This window comes from Paenibacillus sp. TSA_86.1 (assembly GCF_052691815.1).
This window is the reverse complement of record NZ_JBQZGE010000017.1, coordinates 100,228-123,640: the sequence shown is the minus strand read 5'-3', so window position 1 is coordinate 123,640 and position 23,413 is coordinate 100,228. Positions and strand designations below refer to the sequence as shown.

Genomic DNA, 23,413 nt, shown 5'->3' with positions numbered 1-23,413 from the left:
GGCATGCCGCCAGCGTTCGTCCTGAGCCAGGATCAAACTCTCCAATAAAGATGAATTGATTCAGCGTCGTTAAACGCTGTCTAACTCATCGGGGTATTGAAAAGAGCGATAAGCTCATTTTGAATCTGACGAGATTAAAAATCTCTTTTTTGCTCCAGTCGATCCAAGCCAAGGCTTGTTTCATACTTTCGCGTTCATTCTGCAAGCAGAATGTTTACTCACTCGTTGTTCAGTTTTCAAAGATCAAACTTATTCCGCTACCAAAACCAGTTCGTTTCAGCAACTCTTATATATTATCATGTCCGAACCAACTTTGCAAGCTCTTTTTTCAAGTTTCTTTCGAAGCTTGTTTTCATTTGCTTGCCGCACCGTGTAATCTGTGTTTTCTTGGCCGGATTAATAATATATCATGTACGCTTTTAGAATGCAAGCTTTTTTATATCCACCTTTTAGAGCTCACTGCTACATGAACAATCAATGGTATATTAAATCGAATGCATCCATATTGTACGCGTTATTCAGAAATCTTATACCGTACCACTAAATAAACTCAACCAAAAGAGGAAGCCTAACTTCTAGCTAATGCACGTCAAAGATTACGACCAGATCACCTCCCCATCTCCCCCATCCGAGCACTCACATCAAAATACCCGACCTTATACCTCTCAGTCCATTAATGCATTATGTTATAAGTACTTCGACAACAGAGCATACAAATGTCGAGTGGATCACTTCAAATACCTTATCGTCCATTGCCATAGACAAGGTAGTCTGAATCATAATTTCATTAAAACGCTGGAGCAGTTCAAAAACCATCAAATTAATAACACAAATCAGTACGTCTGTTATTCCGTGCACATCCAAACACATATATAGAAGAAAAAATAAAAAGCGGAGCTCGATGTGCTATCGAAGCCCCGCTTTCTTCATATACAAACCGTTAATCACTCTCCGCCGATAAATACGTAACGGCATACAACGATAATCGCGAGCACCCACATCAGCCAGTGTACTTTCACTTTACGTTCAGTAACGAGATTGCTGAACACAGCCAAAATGACGTAGGATACGATCCCTGCAGAAATACCGTTTGCAATCCCGCCCGTAAATGGCATCAATACAATGGTAAGGAATGCCGGGAAAGCTTGCAGGAAATCATCCCACTCAATGCTTCGAACTTGGCTCATCATAAGTACCCCTACGATAATCAGTGCCGGAGCTGTAGCAGCAGAAGGAACAACCAAAGCAAGTGGGGCAATAAATAAAGCAAGAATGAACAGCAAACCTGTCGTTACCGAGGTTAAACCGGTACGTCCGCCAGCTTCAACACCTGAAGCACTTTCAACGTAAGCCGTAATCGTACTTGTACCCAGTGCCGCACCTGCGCTGACGCCAACTGCATCGACGAGCATTGCTTTACCAATCGTTTTCTCACCTTTGGCTTTATCCTTCATAATGCCCATACGCGTCGCCGTTCCAACCATCGTACCAAAGGTATCAAACAGTTCAACGAATGTGAAAATAAAGATGATTTCAAATAATCCCAGGCTTATAGCGCCTTTCAAATCGAGTTGTCCAACAGCAAGATCACTGAAGTTAGGCAACCAGCTTGCACTGGATAGGCCACTCAGATTGGTTACGCCCATCGGAATACCGATCAACGTTGTGGCTACGATACCAATCAGCAAAGCGCCTTTTACACGCATCACCATCAGGACTGCGATCAGCAGCAGACCAATCAAAGCAAGCAATGCATCATGGTGAGTTACAAAGTTTCCCAGAGACAAGTTAAAGCTGCTGCCTGGAATCGGCTGGCTCAAATCTGCATCCGGTGCAACATTCACGGTTACTGCTACCAGATTAGCTAGTTTGAAACCGATGATTGTAATGAATAAACCAATACCTACGGTTATTGCCATTTTAATGGATTGCGGAACCGCAACGAGCAACATTTGCCGAACCCGAGTCACGGTTAAAATAATGAACACGATACCTGAGAGGAATACAGCACCGAGCGCCGCCTGCCAGCTAATCGCACCATTTGAACTCAGAACTACGGTCATAAAGTATGCATTCAATCCCATACCCGGAGCGAGTGCGATCGGAACGTTTACGAACAACCCCATAATAATTGTCATTAATCCAGCACCAACGGCTGTGGCAAAAAATACTGCATTATCGGACATTCCTGCCCCATTTTGACCCAAGAACAATGTGTTTACAAAAAGAATGTACGCCATTGTCATAAAGGTGGTGAGACCCGCAACAATCTCCGTTCTAACATTTGTTCCGTTTTCTTTGAGTTTAAAGAAACGATCCATAATTCACTAACTCCTCCTTAGAGATGTTGAAGCTATATTGAAAAACGACAAAGTACCCTGAGAATTAAATTCCCCAGAGTTCAGCTTGACCAGAAGCAGGCACACGGCCCGTTGACCAAGAACAAAAAAAATTCTAATGTGCGCGGGTGATGTTCCACCGCAGTCATGTAGAATTCATGTGCTTAGCCTGCTCCTCTTCGTAGCCAGATCATTAGGGTGATCTCGTAGAGACTCCCGGGCCAATCCCCAGGATTATACGAATTAGTATGCGCTTTTTGTTTGTTTCCCATCACCCATTTTAGGAGGAGAGGGTCTATTTTGTCAATCACGAAAACGAATGTTCTAGTCATCTTTCTAATTCAACGTTCGTATTATTTAGTAAAAAGAACCAGTTTAGCGATTTCTAACCCAGTTAAGTGTGTAATTGATGCAGCAATTCATCAGAGGATATACCCTTCATCATCCCCAGTCCCTGAAGCCGGATCTGAAAAACAACTGAAACGAATCTAAAAATACAATTAAAAGATAAAGAGCCTACGCTCGCTTTGCTGTTATGAAAATGAAACAACATCACACCAGCACGGGGCTATGGGTTCGATACAATCTGGGGACACGGCTGGAAATCTGACATACCAGCTCATTGTTAATCGTCCCTGCCAGTCTGGACAAGGTATCCATTGCTATATTATTACCCCCGTCCTCTCCAACCAGAGTTACCACGTCCCCCTCGCGTACACCTTTGATCCGGGTCACATCAACCATCATCTGATCCATGCAGACCCTGCCCACAATCGTGGCAAATTGTCCCTGAATCAGAACACGGCTTCCTTTCCCTGACAAGGAACGCGGATAACCGTCCGCATAACCCGCGGCAACCGTAGCAAGCATCATATCCTGTTTCGCAACATAGGCTTGTCCATATCCAATTGCTTCCCCGGCTTTTACTTTTTTGACCATAGTAATTGAAGATTTAAGCTCCATTACAGGCTTTAAGGGTATTGTTCGTGCTACATCACCTGAGGGTATACCAAAGAGCATCACCCCCGGTCTTACGTAATCGTAGTTAAGTTCAGAATAATTCATAATGCCTGCACTGTTCTGCACATGTGCACGTCCGTAATCGTATCCCTTCAATTGCTGGAGACAAGTGTCAAATCGCCGTATCTGCCGTTTTGTAAAATCGACATCCACCATTTTCAAACCATCTGCGGCTGCAAGATGTGTAAACATCCCCCTCACGCGCAGACTTCTATACGCAAATACCTTCTCAATCTCTGCTATGTTGTTATGCGAAAACCCAATTCGGTTCATGCCCGTGTCCACTTTGATATGTACATCCATGTGAACAGGCTGACTCGCTGCATACTGACCTATCTTTTCCAAATAGGCCTCCGAGAAGACGGTCTGCGTTAGTTTAAATTGAAGCAATTGGTCAAAACGCTCCTCCGGTGTTCTGCCAAGAATTAAAATCTCCTCTACAGGATACTCAAGGTGGGTTCTAATTCGAATGGCTTCCTCAATCGTTGCTACTGCAAACGCCTGTATTCCGATCTTGCCTAGTGTTCCCGTAACTTCAAGCAGACCGTGCCCATATGCATCCGCTTTAACCACGGCCATTTGTCTAGTGCTTGAAGGCAGAGAAGCTTGAATAGCTCTTACGTTATGCTCCAGATGATCCAGATGAACAATCGCCCATGACCGATATTTCATATTAAGACCTCCCTCTCCCTTGTATTCATCTATTTGTGCAGCGAACAATCACTTTGTACCTGTTACGGAGACAGTTCTATCATCAGCAGATTTATCCTGAAAAACAGCCGCATACAGACGCCCTGTTTCAGAAAACCGTGCAGTTTTGGAGGGAGTGTCCATGACCACAGAGATCAGCCTCGTATCCCCTCTCTTCACAGTACCTGCAAAGCAATAACCCGCCTCTTCCGTATACCCTGTTTTTAGTCCATCCACCCCATTGAAGCTTACTTGATATTCATGCATTTCAGGCAGCATCCAATTCGTATTGGCAAAGGACTGTCCTTGAAACTGAAGCGTTGGCTGCTTCACAATATCCAGTAGCTCTGGAAACCGTTCGAGCAGCACTTGGGCGAGCAAAGCGACATCCCTAGCAGACATCATATTTGTATCGTTGGGACTACCTGTGGAATAGAATTGAGCCAGATCCTTGTTATTTAATCCCGTACTGTTGACAAAACGGGTATGCTCGAGATTAAAATGTCGGGCCATTTCGTTCATCCTTTTTACAAAAGCCTGTTCATCTCCCGACACAGCCTCGGCTAGCGCAATCGTTGCTCCATTCGCCGAATAAATAGCCATTGCCTCAAACAACTCCCGTACGGAGTATGCCTGCCCCGAAGCCAAGTAGACGGATGCTAGTCCCGGCTGGCTTGAAATCTTACTTGCATATGCACTGATTGTGACTTCCGAATCCCATTGAATGCCCCCGTTATCTATAGCTTCCAATACAAGCAACTCTGTCATCATTTTAGACATGCTCGCTGCCGGGAGTACACGATCAGACTGCTTCTCAATTAGAATCCCGCCGCTCTCTGCATCCATTAGAATCATGGACCCCGCCTGAATATCCAAATGTTTAAGCGTTGCTGCACTGAGTGCCATGTTTTTATCAGGTTGAGTGTGGCGTTGAACAGAGCTTGATTGAGCCCCCAGATTATCAGTCTTCAACCATTCCTGAATATTCAACCCGTTTTGAGCGAACTTAGGACTCACCGATATACCATAAACAACGCCCCCGATGGTAATCAGAAAGATTAACAGTACGATTATTTTCATGAACCCTTTTGAAGACTTCATCTGAGTTCCTCCTTATATTATTGAATGACCAGCTTATTAGACTTAATGTGAACATTAAAATACGAGATTGCTCCGCTCCCCAAAAAACATAAACCTGCCTTTCTCCCGTGCTCATCGCCCTTCCACATTCAACGCCAGCGTAATCAGCTGATCGATTAACTCGGTATATGAAATACCTGCTACGGCAAGCATTCTCGGATATCTGCTGTTTGCGGTAAAACCCGGAATCGTGTTCACCTCGTTAAATACAAGTTCACCCGTCGGGCGAACAAACAGATCTACACGCGCAAACCCTCGGCAGCCCATGGCTTGGTACAAATGCAGAGCCGTTTTTTTCACGTTATCGGATAAAGCCCGATCTATTCTTGCAGGCAGATGGATATGTGCGGTTGCCAAGGTGTACTTTTCGGTGTAGTCAAAAAAGCCCTGTGAAATCTCAATCTCATCCACTTCTCCCACGATAGGCTCAACGTTTCCCAGGACAGCACAGCCCACTTCAAAGCCATCAACATTCTCTTCAATAACAACTTTGCTATCATGGTAAAAAGCTTCCTGAATGCTCCGCTCTATTTCTTCCCAGTCCCCGGATTTGTTTATACCCATGGATGAACCCGCTCTGGCAGGCTTCACATATACAGGCAGCCCCAATTGTTCAATAGCAGGACGCAGGGCGACCAGATCAGTATGCGGATATACGGTTATCGAACGGGATGTCTGCACTCCTGCACTGCGAGCGATGATATGTGCCATCTCCTTGTCCATACATAACGCAGAAGAGAGGGTATCACATCCTACATACGGGATACCTGCCAGCTCCAGCAAACCTTGCAGCGTACCATCCTCTCCATTTTTGCCATGAAGAACGGGGAAAACCACATCCACTTTCGTGGAGAGTAACATCCCGTCTTGCTCTTGTACAATGCCTTGTACCTGGCGGCAAGGTGAAAGAAAAGCCGGAACACAATGTGCACTCCGTGACCAGGTATCCTTTCGAATGTGTTCCAGATCGCCTTGGTATCGCAGCCATTGCCCTTCCCGTGTAATGCCAATCAGAATCAGATTGTATTTATCCGTATCCGCGCTCTCCAGCACTGCACATGTGGATTGCAGGGATACTTCATATTCAGAGGAGCAACCTCCAAACAAGATCACCACGGTTAATTTAGTCATATCTTACAAACCTCCTATGTTGTCCGTTCTTGGGGACAATATCAGCTTATACAAAACTGTTTAAATAAAAAGAAGGTAAATCCTTAAATTTTTCTTTAGTTTTAAAAATGAAACTCAAAAACTCCCGTTGATTTGCGATTTAACGCAGATCAACAGGAGTGATGGGTTGATGATGACATCATGCTTTTCAAGCACAGCAAGCAGCTAAAATAATTTATATATTGAGCTTCCCCCACAAGTCCGGTTCGACTTTGGCTAGTTATTCTCTGGCAATTTCCGTAGTTCCCTTTTTGGAGCCAAGATTAGATCCCTTTTCAAACTGTTTATCCATCAAGATTAGCTTGTAGGACAAGACCCTATCCTGCATAAGTCAGTTACTCTTGTTTACAGACAGCAAAGAAACCTATTGCACACGGAATAGATTTCTTTGCTGTCTTTCTGAGTGTGCTGCGCAAGTTTGAGAGCTTAAATCCTGTCTTTAATTCGGGTCATAAAGTCATAAAAATACTCCCTTCTATTTGCTAAATTAAGCAGATAAAAGAGAGTATGCATCGTGTTCTTCGCAGCTTAATTGCTGCAGGTGTCCACGTACCGTCAATGCAGTTAACATCACAAACCCTGATGTATCAAGGATTGTGAATGATTAACCCTATTAATCATTCACAACCTATTCCCATTCGATCGTTGCAGGCGGTTTGGACGTTACGTCATAAACGATACGGTTTACGTTATCTACTTCGTTAACGATCCGTACAGAGATTTTCTCCAGCACATCCCAAGGAATACGTGCCCAGTCTGCAGTCATGCCATCGATGGATGTTACAGCACGGATACCTACCGTGTAGGAATACGTACGCGCGTCACCCATAACGCCAACACTCTTCATGTTAGGCAGGGCAGTGAAGTACTGCCAGATTTCGCGGTCAAGACCGGCTTTGGCGATTTCTTCACGCAGGATGTAGTCGGAGTCACGAACGATTTGCAGCTTCTCTTCCGTCACTTCACCAAGCACACGGATCGCAAGACCCGGACCAGGGAAAGGCTGACGGTGTACGATTTCGTCCGGCAGACCACATTCCGTACCGACTTTACGAACTTCGTCTTTGAACAGTGTGTTCAGCGGTTCGATCAACTTAAAGTTCATGTCTTCCGGCAGGCCGCCCACGTTGTGGTGGGATTTGATTGTCTGTGCTGTAGCTGTACCACTCTCTACGATGTCCGTGTACAGTGTACCTTGTGCCAAAAATGCGAAATCATCGAATTGCTTGGACTCTTCATCAAACACGTAAATAAACTCGTTACCGATAATTTTACGTTTTTGCTCCGGATCATCCACGCCAGCGAGCTTGGACATGAAACGTTCTTGTGCATCGATTTTGACAACCTTCATATCGAATTTGCCAACAAACGTCTCCATTACGCTCTCTGCTTCACCTTTACGCAACAGACCGTGGTCGATAAACATACATGTCAGTTGATCGCCAATCGCTTTGTGCAGCAAAGCTGCTACAACAGAAGAATCCACGCCACCGCTGAGTGCACACAGCACTTTGCCGTCGCCCACTTTTTCACGAATATCTCTAATCGTGTCATCGATGAATGTTTCCATCGTCCAGTTGCCTTCGCAGCCACAGATTTCGAACAGGAAGTTGCGAATCATGTCGTTACCACGAACGGAGTGACGTACTTCCGGGTGGAACTGAACTGCATAAAATTTGCGCTCGTCGTTGCTCATTGCAGCGATTGGCGCACTTTCCGTACCTGCATCCAGTTTGAAGCCCGGAGGCAATGTAACAACATGGTCGCCGTGACTCATCCATACTGTATGTTCACCTTCGATACCTTGAGCCAGTGCTGCACCTGCAGCAAACTCCAGATCTGCTTTACCGTACTCACGCTTCTCGGAACGTTCGACTTTACCTTCAAGCTGTTGAGCCATCAGCTGCATGCCATAACAGATTCCGAAGATGGGAAGTCCAAGATCATAAACACCCGGATCTACGTGCGGTGCATTCTCAGCATATACGCTGGAAGGCCCACCGGAGAATACAATACCTTTTGGCGCAATTTCAGCAATTTTCTCCGCTGGTGTGTTATACGGCAAAAGCTCGCTGTATACGCCAAGATCCCGGATTCTTCTGGCGATTAACTGGTTGTATTGGCCCCCGAAGTCAAGGACAACCACAATTTCATTTTGCTTATTCATTACCGTGCCTCCCTCAATTCAATGAAACTAATTATACGCAACGACAAAACCTACCGTCAAGGAAAGACGAAACTCCATTTTTCAGGCAAGTAACGGGAAGATGTGACATAAAGCGACAGTCGATGCTATTCCCTAAAGGCGAATCTACAGGATGAAATTTTGTTCAATATAGCAAGCACATATGATCCACCCTCATGTGTACTCTTATAATTGGATAAAAGAACGGATCTCATCCGCCATATGGACATATAACAAGCCATGGTAAAGCCATCAGTATAAGTGAGAGTGGTGATTCGGTATTAAAGTTGCAAAGCAAATATGCCAAGAGGCAGCACCAAAAACATCTCGACACGCTAACGATCACACCGGACCTTATTTCGCACGCTGAGCGGTGTTTGAAATTCTAACGATCCTCAGAAGCGCTATTTGGACTAAAACTCCCAAACTCCAGTGAAAACCACGTCATTTCAAGTAAATAAGGTTTCTGGTGATCGTTAGAATTTTAAAACGGCTAAAAAGGAGTAAATAACGTCGCTGGTGATCGTTAGAGATCGTGAAGTTTAATTTGGGCCCTACGAACTTTAAGAATTGAAATATCGTTTGCTCGTGAGAAAATATAAGAAGTAGGAGTAACCAACCTCATATGCTGACTGCAAACGAATTTAGCTGGAGGGTAATAGGCGAATTACTACTATGGGGTGAGTAGGATCTGTTGTAGTTAGTATAACTTTCAATCTACATACACCTTACAGAGGAGTTAGCTTAGATTGACACACATCCTCTTCCTAAAAGTCACTCCGTTGCAACTCGATAGAGTGTGGTGGTGTAAATTAAAAAATCTCGTTCACCCTTGGGCAAACGAGACGGGTCAGGAATTAGCGCCAGCGCCCTGGGGATTGTCGGGCCAGGCGAAGCGCCCGGCGCAGGAAGTCGAGACTGTCCGCGCGCAGCGGACGGTCTGGCCCGTACAGCAGCCGCTCCCAGTCGGCTGCAAAGCGCGCGATGTCCGCGCCGTCCGTGCCTGCGGCCACGGCGGGTGACGCTGCGTATTCCCGCAGCGTCATGCCCGGCGGCCGCGGGCCGTACCGGCGCGCAAGCGCGTGCCAGACCGGAGCGGCAGCCTGCAGCAGCCGCTCGCGGTCCGGGAAGCTGCTGCGCGGCCACGCCAGCAGCAGTCCAAGCCGCAGCGCGGGGCGAAGCCGCCGCGCGCAGACCCATGCAGCGGCGCAGAGCAGCGCCGCTGCCGCAAGTGCCGTCGCGGCCGGCCACGGCGCCGCGACAAGGGCACGGGCGTGCGCGGCCAGCCACGCGCCCGCACGAGCTAGCCCGCTGCCCGCATCCGGCAGCGGTGCTCCGTCGCCAGGCTGCGCCGCGGCGACCCCGGCGGCGCTGGCATCTGCAGCCTGCGCCGAACCAAACCCCGGCGTAGCCTCAAACGGCATCCAGCCCACGCCGGGAAAATAGACCTCCACCCAGGAATGAGCATCGCCCTGGGTGACAACAACACGCCCTGGGACTTGCCAGTCCGCCTGTCCTGGGGCGTAACCTTTTACCCAGCGTGCCGGTATACCCTCGGCACGCAGCAGCACAACCATGGCGGTGGAAAAATGATTACAGTACCCCGCCCGGGTCACGAATAGAAAATCATCCACAAAATCTGTACCGCGCGGCGGCATCCGGGTATCCAGCGAGTAACGGGCGTTTGCTTTCAGATAACTGCGCACAGCCTGTACAGCATCGTAGCGCGTTGCACTGGGTCGGATAATATCGGCAGCAAGATCTCTTACCCGCTCCGGCAGTGTGTCCGGAAGCTGTAAATCCTTTCTACGAATAGAGGCCGGATCGGCCGGACTGTTCCCGCCAGAATGATTATGTTCGCCAACGCCAAAGCTTCTCTCTCCATCCCCACTGATGCTCTTCCCATCCATCCCGACACTCTGTCGAAGCTGATCTGGTTTTATATTGGGCACCATCACATCTACGGTATAATTTCGGACAAGATCGTTCTTGTCCCTTCCCCCCGCAAGCCATAATGTGCCCGTATCTTCACTGGACAGCAACCGCTTTTCATTTTTGGTATTCATCCTATTTCCGTCCTGAAAAGATAAACTCACCGGTAGGCCGCCCGCGAACAGCGGGTTGGGTCCTCTCCACTCCCGCTCCATCGTAATAATCTGACGAACACGCTGCCAGTAGGGATGATCTTCCCATCCATCAGAACGCAGCAAGTCAGATAGATTCGCATAACGGAAGCGCTGCTCCGTATCACTCCAGGCACTACCGTTGTAATAAGAGCGGGTTTCCCCTCGCCAATACGTGGTGACAGCTGTGTTTGCTGTAAACACAGGTTCATTCCCCTGCACCAGGGGTGCTCCCATAGGCGCATCAACCGTACTGTATCCCGTCACGCTCAGGGAAGCCGGCATATTTCCTGACGGCGTATATCCTGCCCATTTGGCCAATCGTTCGACCGTATCCATAACAGAGAGTTGTCCGGCAGGTGATACTGCACTCATCCGCCCAGGAAGTGTAGATATCAACACTATACATACCGCTGTGCCTATGGACGCGACCATCCAAAGCAAATAGATCTTACTCCGTATCCGAGGAGAGCTACTCTTCTCGGATCGTGTCGCCTTTTGGCTAGTCCCTGAATCTACACCTTGGTTTGTACCTTCGTTTATACTTGGATTACCTTCGTAGTGTGTCCTCCCGTGATCCTGCTCGTTCCTCTCATGACCTGTTCCTTCTGAAAGGCGAAGAAGATGAAGCATGCCCTGAATGCACAGCAGCCAGCATACCGAACGCACCACGGAGCCATAAGCATCATAACCTACCAGGCTCTCCAGCAAAATCAGATATACTAATGTTCCCGTGCCAAACAGAGAAATACTGCGGCGAAGCAACACCAGATATTGCACCGAAGCCAGCAGCATGCTCCAGCCGCATAGCATGAACAAACCTCTCGTTTCCCTGCTCATCACACGAAAACGCCCTTTGTCGATCCATTCTCCCAGATCCACATTGAGCATGCCAGGGTAGGATATGCCCCATTCAATCGGATGACTGGCCCCGTACATCATGCATAACGCAGCATAGATCATAGGGATACGTAGCACGATGCCTGTAACCAAGCTGGTACGCAGCAAGCCAGCGGATAGAAGAACGGCTGAATAACCCGCCATAACAGCGGTAAATCGTTCACTGCCTACTTGACCATCCGAAGTCACAGGAAATATCCATTCCATGCACAATACGAGCAGCCCCGCTGTGATAAGCCATAAGTATAGGGCAGGAGCAGGTAGACTCCCGGACTGAGATAATGAAGAATTCACTTCTGAACTCCGTACCTTTGCCACCTGTCCAGCATAGACTGCAGATTCGGGCTGCCGTTTCATTTTATGCCCCCACATCAACAATCCCCGCCTTTCCGCCAGGCATAGCTCCAATGCTTGTACCAGACTCCAGACTGACAACCTGTACACCTTTGGATACAAGACGTTCAGTCCACTCTTGCGAACGATTGGCCTGCACCGCTGACGAATGCGATCCAGCCGATACTCCAGCACTTCCTTTTCCGCTCTCCACTGTTACAACAGTCTGCGTTAGATGTACGATGGCCTGGAAACCAAGTACAGACGCGTATTCGAGCCATACAACCAAACGCTCATCCAGCCGCCCGGTGAAGACCAATATACTTGAGCCATAAGGGAGGTGCTCCAGTCTGCCAACATCCAGCGACTCTCCATCGGATACCCGCTCTTGGTGTAATTGGGCATAGGCCAGCCGTTTTAATGCATAGGCCAGACCTTCGTCAGGGTTACCCTGACTTTTCTGGCTTTCATCAACATCACCCCTGCGTTTCGTCCGCACTTCATTCCATAACACTTCATCGAAAGGCATGTCCGGTTTACTTGCCAGCCCCTCTCCGCTCAACCAAAGCTGACAAGGCATCTGCACGCATGCTGCCTCACGAACCCAGCTAGCCGCGCCATGTACTGCGCGTTCAAACTCTTCCCGAGCCCGATTTTCAGCACCATGACTCGCATATCCTGAATGTTCTTCGTATACCATAATCGCCATAGAGGTATGTTGCTGCATTTCAGGAATCAGGGTGTGCAGCTTCCCGGTTCGGGCTGTACTTTTCCAATGAATCCGGTTAAACGAATCCCCCTGCCGGTATTCACGAACTTCTATACCAGGTGCACCCCGCAACTGATGCTGTACCTCCACGCCTTCGCCATGAGTTATCCACGCTTCTGGCCGGAACAATGTCTCAGCATTTCCGGTAGTTGCAGGCACAACAACAACCGGCTCCTCACCTTGAATGATCGTGCAGGCTCTATTCCACCCAAAAACGTCACCCCAGTATACTCGCCCTTCCTCCCACACATACACTCCTCGCGCAAGACCTGTTATCTCATACTGATAAGACCATCGTCTTTTTAAGCCTGGAAAGAGCAATTTGCGATGTACACCACCCGGAGTGTTGTCACATACCACGAGCCACAATAGCGGAAGCGGGCACCTCATCTGTAGTTCAATCCGAACACGCAACCTTTCTCCTACCTCAATCTGACCTTGCCGTATATGCCTGTTTATATGAATTTGAGAAGGACCAAACACACGCAGAAGTATTCCATGTATCACGATTAGCACGGATACAACCGCCAAGAACAATGCCGATTGTCCGCCATGCCAGAAATAGAAGCAACTCAGAAGAACGGCAATCGGCACTTGAACTATGCTTCCGCGCAGCTCTCTCATGCCCGCCGTCCCCTTCCCTGACCACTCATCTGCACAGGTACAGGTACGGATGACAACACTTCACGGATCACCTGCTCTTGCATCGCACTTCCGTCTACTCTGTTCATCAGTTTTAGCTGAATTCGGTGGGAGAGCACAGGAACAGCGAGTGATTGCACGTCATCTGGCACAACATAACTGCGCCCTTGCAAATAGGCATATGCCTGCACGGCTGTCATCCAGGCCAGCGTTCCCCGGGGACTGATACCCAGTCTTACGGCATCATGCGTTCTCGTAGCCACAGCGACAGCGACAAGGTATTGCTTGATCACGGCATCCACATGCACCTGTCTTACTTCTCGCTGCATGGCGACAACTTCCTCAGCCAGCATAATGGGACGCATGTGCTCCAGCATATCCTGGCTACGCTCACGGGAAAGTAATTCTACTTCCTGCTCCGGTTCGGGATACCCCAGTGTAATCCGCATCATGAAGCGATCCAACTGCGCTTCCGGCAAACGGTAGGTGCCTTCAAATTGCAACGGGTTCTGTGTCGCAAGCAGTAGAAAGGGTTTGGGCAACGTGTGAGTTATGCCATCTACGGTAACACTGCGCTCTTCCATCGCTTCCAGTAACGAAGACTGTGTCCGGGGAGAAGCCCGGTTGATTTCGTCTGCAAGTACAACATTGTTCATCAGCGGCCCTGGCCTGAAATTGAACTCTCCTGTAGCGGCATGATAGATCGATACGCCAGTCACATCAGCTGGCATCACATCGGGCGTACACTGAATGCGCCCCATCGCACAGTTTAACGACGAAGCTACCGTACGGATCAGCATCGTTTTCCCCGTACCCGGTACATCCTCCAGCAGAATATGTCCTTCACTGAGCATAGCTGCAATAATATATTGAATTTCCTGTTTCTTGCCGATGATCACATCGGCAATTCGATGGCTAAGTCTTTTCAACAGCTCGGTAGCATGATCATGCTCTATTCTCACTCTGGTCATTGGACTACACTCTCCTTCCTTACCTATGAATCCTGATTATCGTAATCTATGATTCATTGTTGCCCGGAAGTAGAGAGAATAGTCAGATGATCCGCCGTTTCTTTCAAATCATGCTATAAAAATGTCTATGCTCCATAGACGTCCAAGGCGGTTCTATGGTAAGTACCCACTCACTGTCCTTGGATTGAACCGTATATTGTTTCGCTCCGAGCTGCTGCATCAAATCGCCCACAGACACCCAAATTGTTCCCTCACGGCTCTCTATGGTCGCTTGCACCGTTCTCGCCTCCGGATCATGTAATCGTTTGGACGTTAACGTACCTACGCCCGGGTTGATCTTGACAATCCTGTCCTTCCACCAGGTGGTGGCCGTACCTGAAGCCTGATCCCAGCTTATGCTGCCTCCCAGCTTGTTCATATAACTGCGTAGCGGAACCAGCAATGTCTGATCCTTGAACTGATATTCATCCGAATTGAGCTCAACCGTCATGTATCCTAGCTCAATTTTAAGAGGTTTGGCCGCAATCCATTGCTCCGCGTTTTGGTTCACATGTTTAGCAACCCAGCTCGAGGCCGGAGACTGGCGAGATTTATATTTAGCAGCAGGTTTGACCTGGAATTGCACAGGTTTATCGGATGCCTGCATCACTTCAAACCGATACCCTTCCTGTTGATAGTATCGAATAATATCAGGCAGTGCTTTCACTGTCTCCGCATGTGCACCTCCGTCATGCATCAGCACGACGGCTGAGGATGTGCCCGCAGGCACATCTGTAGCATGTGCGGCAATTTCGCTAGAGGGTACATTTTTTCGCTTAGAATCACCGCTGTCTACATTCCAGTCCATGACAGCGTACCCTGCCTTTTTCAACAGGTCAAAATAAGTATGGTCAAAATGGCCGTATGTTCCACCAGGCGCTCTGACCAGTGCAGGACGGATGCCCACAATGTTGTTAATGATATCTTCCGTGCGTTTAATCTGCTGCCAGAACGTTTGGAAATCCCGGTATAGTTCTTTATAATCATGGTTATATGTATGATTGCCGATGGCATGACCTTCACTGGTTATCCGCTTGATCAATCCAGGCCTACGTTCCGCATGTTCTCCCAATACAAAAAAAGTAGCGGGAACCTTCGCACCACGTAAAATATCCAGTACTTCCGTTGTATGTTTGCCGGGCCCATCGTCAAAGCTCAAGTAGACAACTTTGTCCGATTTATTGCTTTGCGCCGACGCTGCAGCAGAAGGAACACCTGCTCCAAGTAGACCCGTAAGCAGCAACACGGCGAGCGAAAACCACATCGACAGACGCTGCCAAAACCGTATTCTCCCACAGGAATGAGATAAAGTTTGCTGCCCCTCAAGCTGTCCATTTCGTTGCATCATTTCGCGTGATCCCTGCGCCATTTGTGAATCAACCTCCAGCACTCTATTGAATTTGCTGATAGACTTCAGCAGATTTGTTAGAATTATATGGAGACAGATCGCAAAAAAGACGTCATTCCTCTACTATTTTGCAACATTTTTGATCGAGCCTGATATAGAATTTGATTCTTGATCTACAATTCGGTAGCATTAGGAAAACAAAGAACAAGTACGGGCAAACAGCTCTTCAAGCCCTGATTCATATGAAATCACCAGGAGTGTGAACCTATTGGAATTACTTCAGAAGGTCCAGGAGCTATTCGGGTCTTACGGATATAGTGTATTATTTTTCGGCTTGCTTCTGGAATTTATTGCGCTTCCCTTCCCAGGCGAAACGACGATGGCTTATGCCGGCTACTTGTCCTACAAAGGTCAGCTTGATTTCGGTATGCTCATCATTCTGGCGTTTCTGGGTACAACGATTGGCATGACCATTACGTATTTCATCGGAGCCAAAGCCGGACTGCCTTTTATTACAAAATACGGAAAATGGTTTTTGCTCAAACCGGACAAGCTGGACAAAACACAAAAATGGTTTGCCAAATACGGTTACGGCCTGATATTTATCGGATATTTCATCCCCGGTGTTCGCCATTTCACAGGATACTTCTCCGGTATTGCCGCCATTCCGTTTCGCAAGTTTGCTCTGTACGCTTATTCTGGAGCTTTGTTCTGGGTCGTGCTCTTCCTTGGGATCGGTAAGTTGTTTGGCCCTGGCTGGAGTGCCGTATTCACACTGGCCCATCAATATACGGCATACATTCTTGCCGCGGTTGTATTATTGGTGATCGCTGGCATCGTTTATCGTTACCGCAAAACCTTGTTCGCTCGTTCCCGTCGCAAGCCCCTCCCTGCTCGCCGGCGTCAGAAACAAAATGCGGACTAGTTATCAAGTCCATACTACCTTTAAAAATAGAGAAGCCGTATATATACGGCTTCTTTTTATTTGTTTTTATTGACATATGAAGATCGAATATCCTTTCATTCATATTTTTTTCATAAACTGAAACACTCCCGGTCATACTACTTGCAAATAAAGGATGCGTGAGGGAGGGAATCGGAATGGCTACAGATACGCAGGCGCAGGTCACACATGAAACGCATTCCATTCATCCGGATCTGGCTGAAAATATTGCCTATTGCAAAAAGATCATGGGGAATAGTAATGACTTGATGATTCGTCCATTGCAAAGCCTGCACAAATGGCCTTCGATGCTGTTATATATTGATGGGCTTGTCGATACGCAAGTCATCAATCAGGCTGTCCTTCATCCCTTGATGAAAGTTCGTAACTTGCCCGATTTCTCTGCGGACGATGAACACATAAGTTATCTCCAGAACGATGTTCTTACCGCCAGTGAAGTCATGTTCATCGATGATATGGATGCTGCGTTGAAAGCGATGCTGGGAGGCGAAGCTATCCTGTTGCTCGACGGATCCACTCGGGGACTCAAGATCGGTGCTGCTGGTTGGGAAGACCGTCCTGTAGGCGAACCTGTTTCCCAAACCGTGGTACGGGGGCCAATGGAAGGTTTTACGGAAAATTTGCGTACAAATACCGCACTGATTCGCAAACGGATTCGTGACCCTCACCTTTGGATTGAGGAGCGTGAGATTGGACGCGTCACCAAAACCAGAGTAGGTGTCGTATATCTGGAACATACGGTTAATGACGAGGTTGTTGATGAGCTTCGCAGGCGGCTGGGAGAAATTGATATCGACAGTATTCTGGAGAGCGGGTACATTGAGGAACTGATCCAGGACAAAACCACGACGATCTTTCCGACAGTCTACAACAGTGAACGTCCAGACACCGTCTGCGCCGCACTGCTTGAAGGGCGAGTAGCCATCATTATAGACGGCACACCGTTTGTATTGCTCGTACCCGCATTATTCATGCACTTTTTCCAATCACCTGAAGATTATTACCAACGTTCTGATATCAGTTCTCTTGTTCGTATGTTGCGATATTTATCTTTTCTGATCGCCATGCTGGCTCCATCCTTTTACATTGCTATCTCGACATTTCATCAAGAGATGCTTCCCACCACACTGTTGATCAGCCTGGCTGCACAGCGTGAAGGTGTGCCTTTTCCAGCCTTCATTGAAGCCGTTCTGATGGAATTAACTTATGAAATATTACGAGAAGCGGGGATCCGAATTCCGAGGACAGTCGGACAGGCCGTATCCATTGTAGGCACACTTGTTATCGGACAGGCCGCGGTAGAGGCTGGTGTTGTCTCTGCAGCGATGGTTATTATCGTTTCCATCACGGCGATCTCCAGCTATGTCATTCCGGAGAACGGATTATCTATTTCGGTTCGTATTTTGCGTTTTATTCTGATGATAGCGGCTGCAGCCTTTGGGTTCTACGGCATTCTGATTGCGCTGCTCATTACGCTAACTCATCTTTGCAGCTTACGCTCTTTTGGGATCTCGTACATGTCTCCCTTTGCCCCATTCATTCAGAATGATCTGAAAGATACGCTGTTTCGTGTTCCCTGGTCACGTATGAAAACTCGCCCATTATCCAACGGTACTCCGAACGTAACGAGACAGAAAAGTAAAAAAAACAAACGTTAGTAAAGGCAGGCGTTAAAGTTATGATGAAATGTCTACGCGTCATGCTATCCCTCATCGTTATACTGCCATTGCTGAGCGGGTGCTGGGATCGCCAGGAGCTGAATCAGCTCGGAATTATGCTTGGTCTTGGAGTAGACAGAGACGGCGACCTGATCAGGGTGAGTGCACAGGTGGTTGTTCCTCGTGAAGTCGCCAAAGGTCAGGGCGGTAATGGCACATCGGTTACCCAATTTCAAGCCAGCGCCCGTACGTTGCTCGAGGCCATTCAGAAACTTACTCAGACTAGTCCTCGCGCCATTTTCAAGGCACATATCCGGGTACTGGTTTTTGGAGAAGAATTTGCTAGGAAAAACGGCATATATGACGTCATTGAAGCCTTAATCAGAGAGCCAGACGTAAGACCCGATTACTACGTAATGGTGGCGCGAAAAAACACGGCTTCCAATATTCTGAATGTACTCACTCCGCTGGAAAATATTCCTGCAGAAAAACTGTTCAACGCACTCGATATTTCTGCTAAAAGCTGGGCTCCAACGACAACCGTGACCAGTGACAAACTGATGCAGTATATTCTCACACCCAGCATGTCCCCCGTTATTACTGGAATTGAGCTTGTTGGAGATCAAGGGATAAGTGGAGAGACCAAAAATGTCGAGAGTATCGAACCGCCAGCTACTCTTCAATTCAGTGGTCTCAGCGTGTTCCAGAAAGACAAGCTCATCGGCTGGCTTGATCAGGATAAGTCTAAAGGCTACAACTACATTCGCAATAACGTGAAATCAACGATTGGACCCACCAAATGTCCAAAAGGAGGTTATGTCACCCTGAAAACGCTACGCACCTCCACTGATCACAAAGTCAAAATGGTTCGGGGCGAACCCCAAATCCATCTGAAAGTCAATACGGTCTCCGTCATTGGTTCCGTCGACTGTGAGATGGAGATTGGTTCGATGGAAGCCATCAAGCAACTGGAACAACTGGCACAGGATCGGATTGTAGAACTGATGAAAAGTACGGTAAGTCTCGTGCGTAGCAAATATAAAGTGGACATCTTCGGTTTTGGGCAAGACATTTATCATAAGTACCCGAAAATTTACAAAAGAGAAGAAAAGAACTGGGATAAGTATTTTCAAAACTTAGACATCACATATGAGGCCAACGTACAGATCCGTCGTATAGGCACGTTAGACAATTCATTTAATAAAAAAGCCAAGGAGTGAGCATGCTTGCTGCTATCGATTGCAGTTGTCATTGTCGGGTGCCTGATGGGGGTGATTGATTTACCCAAGTTATGGAGAAAGAAGGAATGGAAAGAACTTACCGTCTATTCCTGTTTACTGCTGACAGGCACCTTTTTTGGTGTTGTCGCGGTGAATCTATGGGAGTTCCCAAGCCCGCTCTACATTATTATCTGGATTTACAAACCCGTGAATCAATTATTGGCTTTTATTACAGGAAGCTAGCCAAAAGGGAGTTGACAACATGCTGGAGCAAGGTCGGCTTGGCATTAGACAATTATGTATCTTGACCATTTTGATCATTGCCGGAGACATGATGATGATCTACCCTTCGGTTATCTCAACCTATTCGGGGCAAAACGCATGGCTTTATGCCTTAATCGGTGTTCCTCTTGGCATGGGACTGATGTATCTTTTCGTCAAACTTGCAGATACGTATCCGAATGAAAATCTAATTGGAGTTTTCCGCAAAATCCTTGGATTTTGGCCTGGCACGGTGTTATCCCTGTTCTACCTGATGTATTTTATTTTTAGCTCTGCAGCACAATCACGGGTCGTTGGTGATTTCATGACCAGCCAAATTTTTTTATATACGCCCATTCGGGCTGTACTTCTTATTTTTGTAATCCCCATCGGTTGGGCTCTGTATAACGGACTCGAAACCATCGGACGAAGCAGTGAAATACTCGTTCCGATCATTACTACTTTTATGTTTATTTTAGTCGTTTTTTTGTTGCCCGAGGTGCAATTAAACCAACTTGTACCCTTTACGGACACCACCTTCAGCCAGTTTACGCACGGGATTATGATCGGTTTTATCTATCCCGTTGGTGAATCCCTTCCCATTCTGATGATTCTTCCCTATGCAAGTCAACAAGCTCATCGTACCCGTGATCTTATGATATCTGCCGGATTTGGCAATCTGCTCATGGCTATTCTGGTGACAACCTCCATGCTGGTTATGGGTCTCTTTCTTACCCAGCATACGATCTTTGGTTCGTTTGTATTATCTCAAAAAATCAATATAGCCAATTTTTTCCAGAGAATTGAAGTGCTGATGGCTTCTTCTTGGCTGATATCTACCTACTTTAAAGCTACCGTTTATACGTATGCCTTTATTGTTGGTACCGCTGAGCTTTTTCGTCTCAAGACCTACCCATTTCTCATTTTGCCAAGCGTACTGATTGTATATGCGCTATCTAACATTTTGACACCCAATATGCCCTTTTTTAACACAACCGTCATTCCCTATTGGCTGGAGTGGGATTTAACTGTGAGCCTGATTATACCTGTCTTGCTGTTGATCATTCATCTAATTAAATCCAAAGCACCATTCAGAAAAGAGAAAGCGTGACGATAATCAAAGGAGGCTTCAGTGCATGCTCATCAAGGAGAGAATTACCGTACGGCAGTTTGCAGTCCTTGCCTTTTTGGGCATGATTGGAGATATGATGTTAATCTACCCGACATTAATTGCTTACGCTGGAAAACAGGATGCTTGGATCTGCTCCATTGTATCCCAAGGTATCGGCATGTCGATCTTATGGCTTTCCTATAAGCTGCATCAAACTCATCCCGGACTTACACTGATCGAAATTTGCTCCAAAACACTTGGTAATTGGATAGGTTCGGTTGTGGCCGTTTTTTACCTATTTTACTTTATGATAGGTTCGGCTATATGTATCCGTGAAGTCGGAGATTTTATGACAACCCAGGTTTATCTTCGTACCCCCATTCGGGCTATCATTCTTATTTTTATTATCGCCCTAGGTTGGTCAGTACTCAAAGGACTGGGTACGTTGGGTAAAATGGCAGAAATTCTGGCCCCCTTCGTCCTGATCAGCTTGATCATCTTGATTCTTTGTTTGCTGCCCAAAATGGAAGTATCGAACATCCAGCCTTTCTTCGATACGCCCTTGTTTTCATTTATAAGCGGAAGCGTTCGAGGGGCGACAGCTCCATATGGAGAACTCATTATCATTACCATGATTTATCCCTATATTTCGCACGGCGTGCATAAGCGGCGAGACTTGTTATTGGCCGCATTGCTTGCAGGAATTATGTTGACCTTCATTCTCCTTACCTCACTGCTAGTACTTGGCTCTGAACTGACAGAGCATAATATTTATGTATCGTATACTCTTGCACAAAAAATTAACATTGGCGGCTTCATTCAACGAATTGAAGCGATCTCTTCAACAGCTTGGCTCGTGTCTACCTACTTTAAAACCTCGCTGTACACATTGGGATTTATCCTTGGACTTGCACAACTATGTCGTCTCAAGTCCTACAAGCCGTTAATTCTGCCAACGATGCTTCTATTATTTGGCGTAGCCGTTGTACTTGCTCCTGATGTTCTGTTCTATACCAGTGGTATCATGTATGCTTGGATCGACTGGGACTTTACGATGGGCATTGTCTTACCTGCCCTCCTACTTCTGGTGTATCGCATCAGAAGCCGATGTAAACAACCTAATAAAGCAAATGCTCTTCCGCAAAAATAAAAAAGCTGCATCGGGATGGAATGGTATCCACAGATGCAGCCTTTTCATGTGAACCATGCTCGCTGTGAGCAAGGCTCGTTTTATTTTCACAGGATCGTAACCGATGGATTACAGCCCTTTTACCGTGTCCAGCGCCTCTTCAATGTGCCCTTTCACACGCACCTTCGTCCATTGTTTGATCAGCTTGCCCTCTTCATCCAGCAAAAAGGTGGAACGCACGATCCCCATATACTCCTTGCCGTACATCTTCTTTAACTGCCATGCGCCAAACTGCTCGGCAACCGTGTGTTCCTCATCCGATAACAGGATGAAAGGCAGTCCGTATTTAGCAATAAACTTGTCATGTTGCTTCATCGGATCGGTACTGATGCCCAGAATGACCGTATTCAGCCCCTGAAACTCCTCATGTCGGTCCCGAAAATCACAAGCTTGTTGCGTGCAAGACGAGGTCATATCTTTCGGGTAAAAGTAAATCAGAACTCGCTTACCGCGAAAATCAGACAGCTTCACAGACTCACCCGTGCTAGATGGCAGTTCAAAATCGGGAACTTGTATACCTTCTGTTAAAGTCATTTTCATGTCCTCCTTGGAATTTATGAACCCGCTCCCCGATACCTCTTCACACCAAAGTTCCACAAGGTAAGTCCAACCGTTGCAAAGACCAACCCCATGACCGGAGTCAGCAAAGCCATGCGATGCATCTCGGCCCGATCCAGGAAAAGTGCAGCAGGATAGATTCCCACAAAAGCAAACGGGATGATCCAGGTGAGCAACACCTGAATGGCTCTGTTATAGATCGTTACCGGGTAACGTCCGTATCCTTGAATATTGTACATCAGCGGCAGGATTCCTGTCGGTGCATCGGAATAAAAAGACAGTGAAGTTAATGTGGTATAGATGCCTGCATAGATCAGCACCGAACTGATCGCCAGAATAATTAATGCCGGGATATGCCACCATTCCAGTATCAGCCCCATCTCTGCGCCGCTGCTGATCATAATAATTAACCCGATGAATGAACCTACGAGAGCGGGCGGGTCTACATTTTCAAGCAAAATCTGAAACAGGTTGTGTGCAGGCCTTGTCAGAATGCGATCCATCTCACCTTTGACAATATAACGTTCGCTGAACCCCCACAAATTGATAAAACAGCTAAAGATGCCGTAAGGCACCATAAAGTACCCGTAAACAAACAACACTTCCGCCTCACTCCAGCCACCGAGGTTGTCCGTATGCCGGAATACAACAAAGATAAAGATCAGATTGGTTGCCTGAAAGAGCAGATCCGAGATGATCTCGACCCAGAAGTCGGCGCGGTACGTCAGACGTGTCTTCATGTAATTTTTCAGATATTCCCAGATTAGACCCATATAGTACATT

Annotated in this window: 17 protein-coding genes and 1 riboswitch; of the genes, 6 read left to right on the top strand and 11 right to left on the bottom strand. The window is 47.2% G+C overall.

Annotation, left to right across the window (positions count from 1 at the left end):
• Positions 1-944 precede the first annotated feature (944 nt).
• From ACUTVW_RS23735 to ACUTVW_RS23695, 9 genes are all read right to left on the bottom strand, one after another.
• Positions 945-2,321: an NCS2 family permease gene (locus tag ACUTVW_RS23735; RefSeq protein WP_434756349.1), complete on the bottom strand. Its 1,377-nt coding sequence runs from the start codon at positions 2,319-2,321 to the stop codon at positions 945-947.
• Positions 2,322-2,501: 180 nt separating this feature from the next.
• Positions 2,502-2,601: riboswitch (purine riboswitch) on the bottom strand.
• Between the two features lie 290 nt (positions 2,602-2,891).
• A complete protein-coding gene (alr, locus tag ACUTVW_RS23730) occupies positions 2,892-4,031 on the bottom strand; it encodes an alanine racemase (protein WP_445648023.1) in 1,140 nt (379 codons plus the stop codon).
• A gap of 48 nt (positions 4,032-4,079) precedes the next feature.
• Entirely contained in the window at positions 4,080-5,150 is a 1,071-nt protein-coding gene (locus tag ACUTVW_RS23725; RefSeq protein WP_445648022.1) for a D-alanyl-D-alanine carboxypeptidase family protein, read from the bottom strand.
• A 111-nt stretch (positions 5,151-5,261) separates the two neighbouring features.
• Complete coding sequence (gene vanG / locus ACUTVW_RS23720; protein WP_445648021.1) at positions 5,262-6,320, bottom strand: D-alanine--D-serine ligase VanG; 1,059 nt, start codon at positions 6,318-6,320, stop codon at positions 5,262-5,264.
• Positions 6,321-6,987: 667 nt separating this feature from the next.
• Positions 6,988-8,526 carry a glutamine-hydrolyzing GMP synthase gene (guaA, locus tag ACUTVW_RS23715; RefSeq protein ID WP_434748085.1) on the bottom strand — a complete coding sequence of 513 codons (1,539 nt, stop codon included), beginning with the start codon at positions 8,524-8,526 and terminating at the stop codon, positions 6,988-6,990.
• A gap of 875 nt (positions 8,527-9,401) precedes the next feature.
• Positions 9,402-11,924, bottom strand: a complete 2,523-nt coding sequence (locus ACUTVW_RS23710) for a DUF4129 domain-containing transglutaminase family protein (protein WP_445648020.1) — start codon at positions 11,922-11,924, stop codon at positions 9,402-9,404.
• A gap of 1 nt (position 11,925) precedes the next feature.
• On the bottom strand, positions 11,926-13,293 hold the full coding sequence (locus ACUTVW_RS23705; protein WP_445648019.1) for a DUF58 domain-containing protein: 1,368 nt from the start codon (positions 13,291-13,293) through the stop codon (positions 11,926-11,928).
• Entirely contained in the window at positions 13,290-14,282 is a 993-nt protein-coding gene (locus ACUTVW_RS23700; protein ID WP_445648018.1) for an AAA family ATPase, read from the bottom strand. The genes ACUTVW_RS23705 and ACUTVW_RS23700 overlap by 4 nt, the downstream gene beginning before the upstream one ends.
• A gap of 103 nt (positions 14,283-14,385) precedes the next feature.
• Positions 14,386-15,690 (bottom strand): polysaccharide deacetylase family protein, encoded by a 1,305-nt coding sequence (locus ACUTVW_RS23695; protein ID WP_445648017.1) that lies wholly within the window; start codon positions 15,688-15,690, stop codon positions 14,386-14,388.
• Positions 15,691-15,937: 247 nt separating this feature from the next.
• On the opposite strand from ACUTVW_RS23695, the gene ACUTVW_RS23690 reads away from it, so the two are divergent.
• From ACUTVW_RS23690 to ACUTVW_RS23665, 6 genes are all read left to right on the top strand, one after another.
• Entirely contained in the window at positions 15,938-16,594 is a 657-nt protein-coding gene (locus ACUTVW_RS23690; RefSeq protein ID WP_445648016.1) for a DedA family protein, read from the top strand.
• A 176-nt stretch (positions 16,595-16,770) separates the two neighbouring features.
• Positions 16,771-18,291 (top strand): spore germination protein, encoded by a 1,521-nt coding sequence (locus tag ACUTVW_RS23685; protein ID WP_445648015.1) that lies wholly within the window; start codon positions 16,771-16,773, stop codon positions 18,289-18,291.
• A gap of 20 nt (positions 18,292-18,311) precedes the next feature.
• Entirely contained in the window at positions 18,312-19,511 is a 1,200-nt protein-coding gene (locus ACUTVW_RS23680; protein ID WP_445648014.1) for a Ger(x)C family spore germination protein, read from the top strand.
• A gap of 6 nt (positions 19,512-19,517) precedes the next feature.
• Entirely contained in the window at positions 19,518-19,754 is a 237-nt protein-coding gene (locus ACUTVW_RS23675) for a hypothetical protein (RefSeq protein ID WP_445648013.1), read from the top strand.
• Between the two features lie 19 nt (positions 19,755-19,773).
• The gene (locus tag ACUTVW_RS23670; RefSeq protein ID WP_445648012.1) at positions 19,774-20,883 is read left to right on the top strand and encodes a GerAB/ArcD/ProY family transporter; all 1,110 of its coding nucleotides are present in this window, start codon (positions 19,774-19,776) and stop codon (positions 20,881-20,883) included.
• A 25-nt stretch (positions 20,884-20,908) separates the two neighbouring features.
• Complete coding sequence (locus ACUTVW_RS23665; RefSeq protein ID WP_445648011.1) at positions 20,909-22,033, top strand: GerAB/ArcD/ProY family transporter; 1,125 nt, start codon at positions 20,909-20,911, stop codon at positions 22,031-22,033.
• A gap of 108 nt (positions 22,034-22,141) precedes the next feature.
• Here ACUTVW_RS23665 and bcp read toward each other — a convergent pair whose 3' ends face one another.
• A complete protein-coding gene (gene bcp, locus ACUTVW_RS23660) occupies positions 22,142-22,612 on the bottom strand; it encodes a thioredoxin-dependent thiol peroxidase (RefSeq protein WP_445648010.1) in 471 nt (156 codons plus the stop codon).
• 14 nt (positions 22,613-22,626) lie between these two features.
• Entirely contained in the window at positions 22,627-23,412 is a 786-nt protein-coding gene (locus tag ACUTVW_RS23655) for an ABC transporter permease (RefSeq protein ID WP_445648009.1), read from the bottom strand.
• Between the last annotated feature and the right edge of the window lies 1 nt (position 23,413).

Coding starts and splice junctions, on each gene's coding strand:
- ACUTVW_RS23705 (WP_445648019.1), bottom strand. CDS start 13,293: ATGAGAGAGCTGCGCGGAAGCATAGTTCAAGTGCCGATTGCCGTTCTT.
- alr (WP_445648023.1), bottom strand. CDS start 4,031: ATGAAATATCGGTCATGGGCGATTGTTCATCTGGATCATCTGGAGCAT.
- ACUTVW_RS23670 (WP_445648012.1), top strand. CDS start 19,774: ATGCTGGAGCAAGGTCGGCTTGGCATTAGACAATTATGTATCTTGACC.
- ACUTVW_RS23655 (WP_445648009.1), bottom strand. CDS start 23,412: ATGTACTATATGGGTCTAATCTGGGAATATCTGAAAAATTACATGAAG.
- ACUTVW_RS23695 (WP_445648017.1), bottom strand. CDS start 15,690: ATGGCGCAGGGATCACGCGAAATGATGCAACGAAATGGACAGCTTGAG.
- guaA (WP_434748085.1), bottom strand. CDS start 8,526: ATGAATAAGCAAAATGAAATTGTGGTTGTCCTTGACTTCGGGGGCCAA.
- ACUTVW_RS23685 (WP_445648015.1), top strand. CDS start 16,771: ATGGCTACAGATACGCAGGCGCAGGTCACACATGAAACGCATTCCATT.
- vanG (WP_445648021.1), bottom strand. CDS start 6,320: ATGACTAAATTAACCGTGGTGATCTTGTTTGGAGGTTGCTCCTCTGAA.
- bcp (WP_445648010.1), bottom strand. CDS start 22,612: ATGAAAATGACTTTAACAGAAGGTATACAAGTTCCCGATTTTGAACTG.
- ACUTVW_RS23665 (WP_445648011.1), top strand. CDS start 20,909: ATGCTCATCAAGGAGAGAATTACCGTACGGCAGTTTGCAGTCCTTGCC.
- ACUTVW_RS23725 (WP_445648022.1), bottom strand. CDS start 5,150: ATGAAGTCTTCAAAAGGGTTCATGAAAATAATCGTACTGTTAATCTTT.
- ACUTVW_RS23735 (WP_434756349.1), bottom strand. CDS start 2,321: ATGGATCGTTTCTTTAAACTCAAAGAAAACGGAACAAATGTTAGAACG.
- ACUTVW_RS23700 (WP_445648018.1), bottom strand. CDS start 14,282: ATGACCAGAGTGAGAATAGAGCATGATCATGCTACCGAGCTGTTGAAA.
- ACUTVW_RS23680 (WP_445648014.1), top strand. CDS start 18,312: ATGATGAAATGTCTACGCGTCATGCTATCCCTCATCGTTATACTGCCA.
- ACUTVW_RS23710 (WP_445648020.1), bottom strand. CDS start 11,924: ATGAAACGGCAGCCCGAATCTGCAGTCTATGCTGGACAGGTGGCAAAG.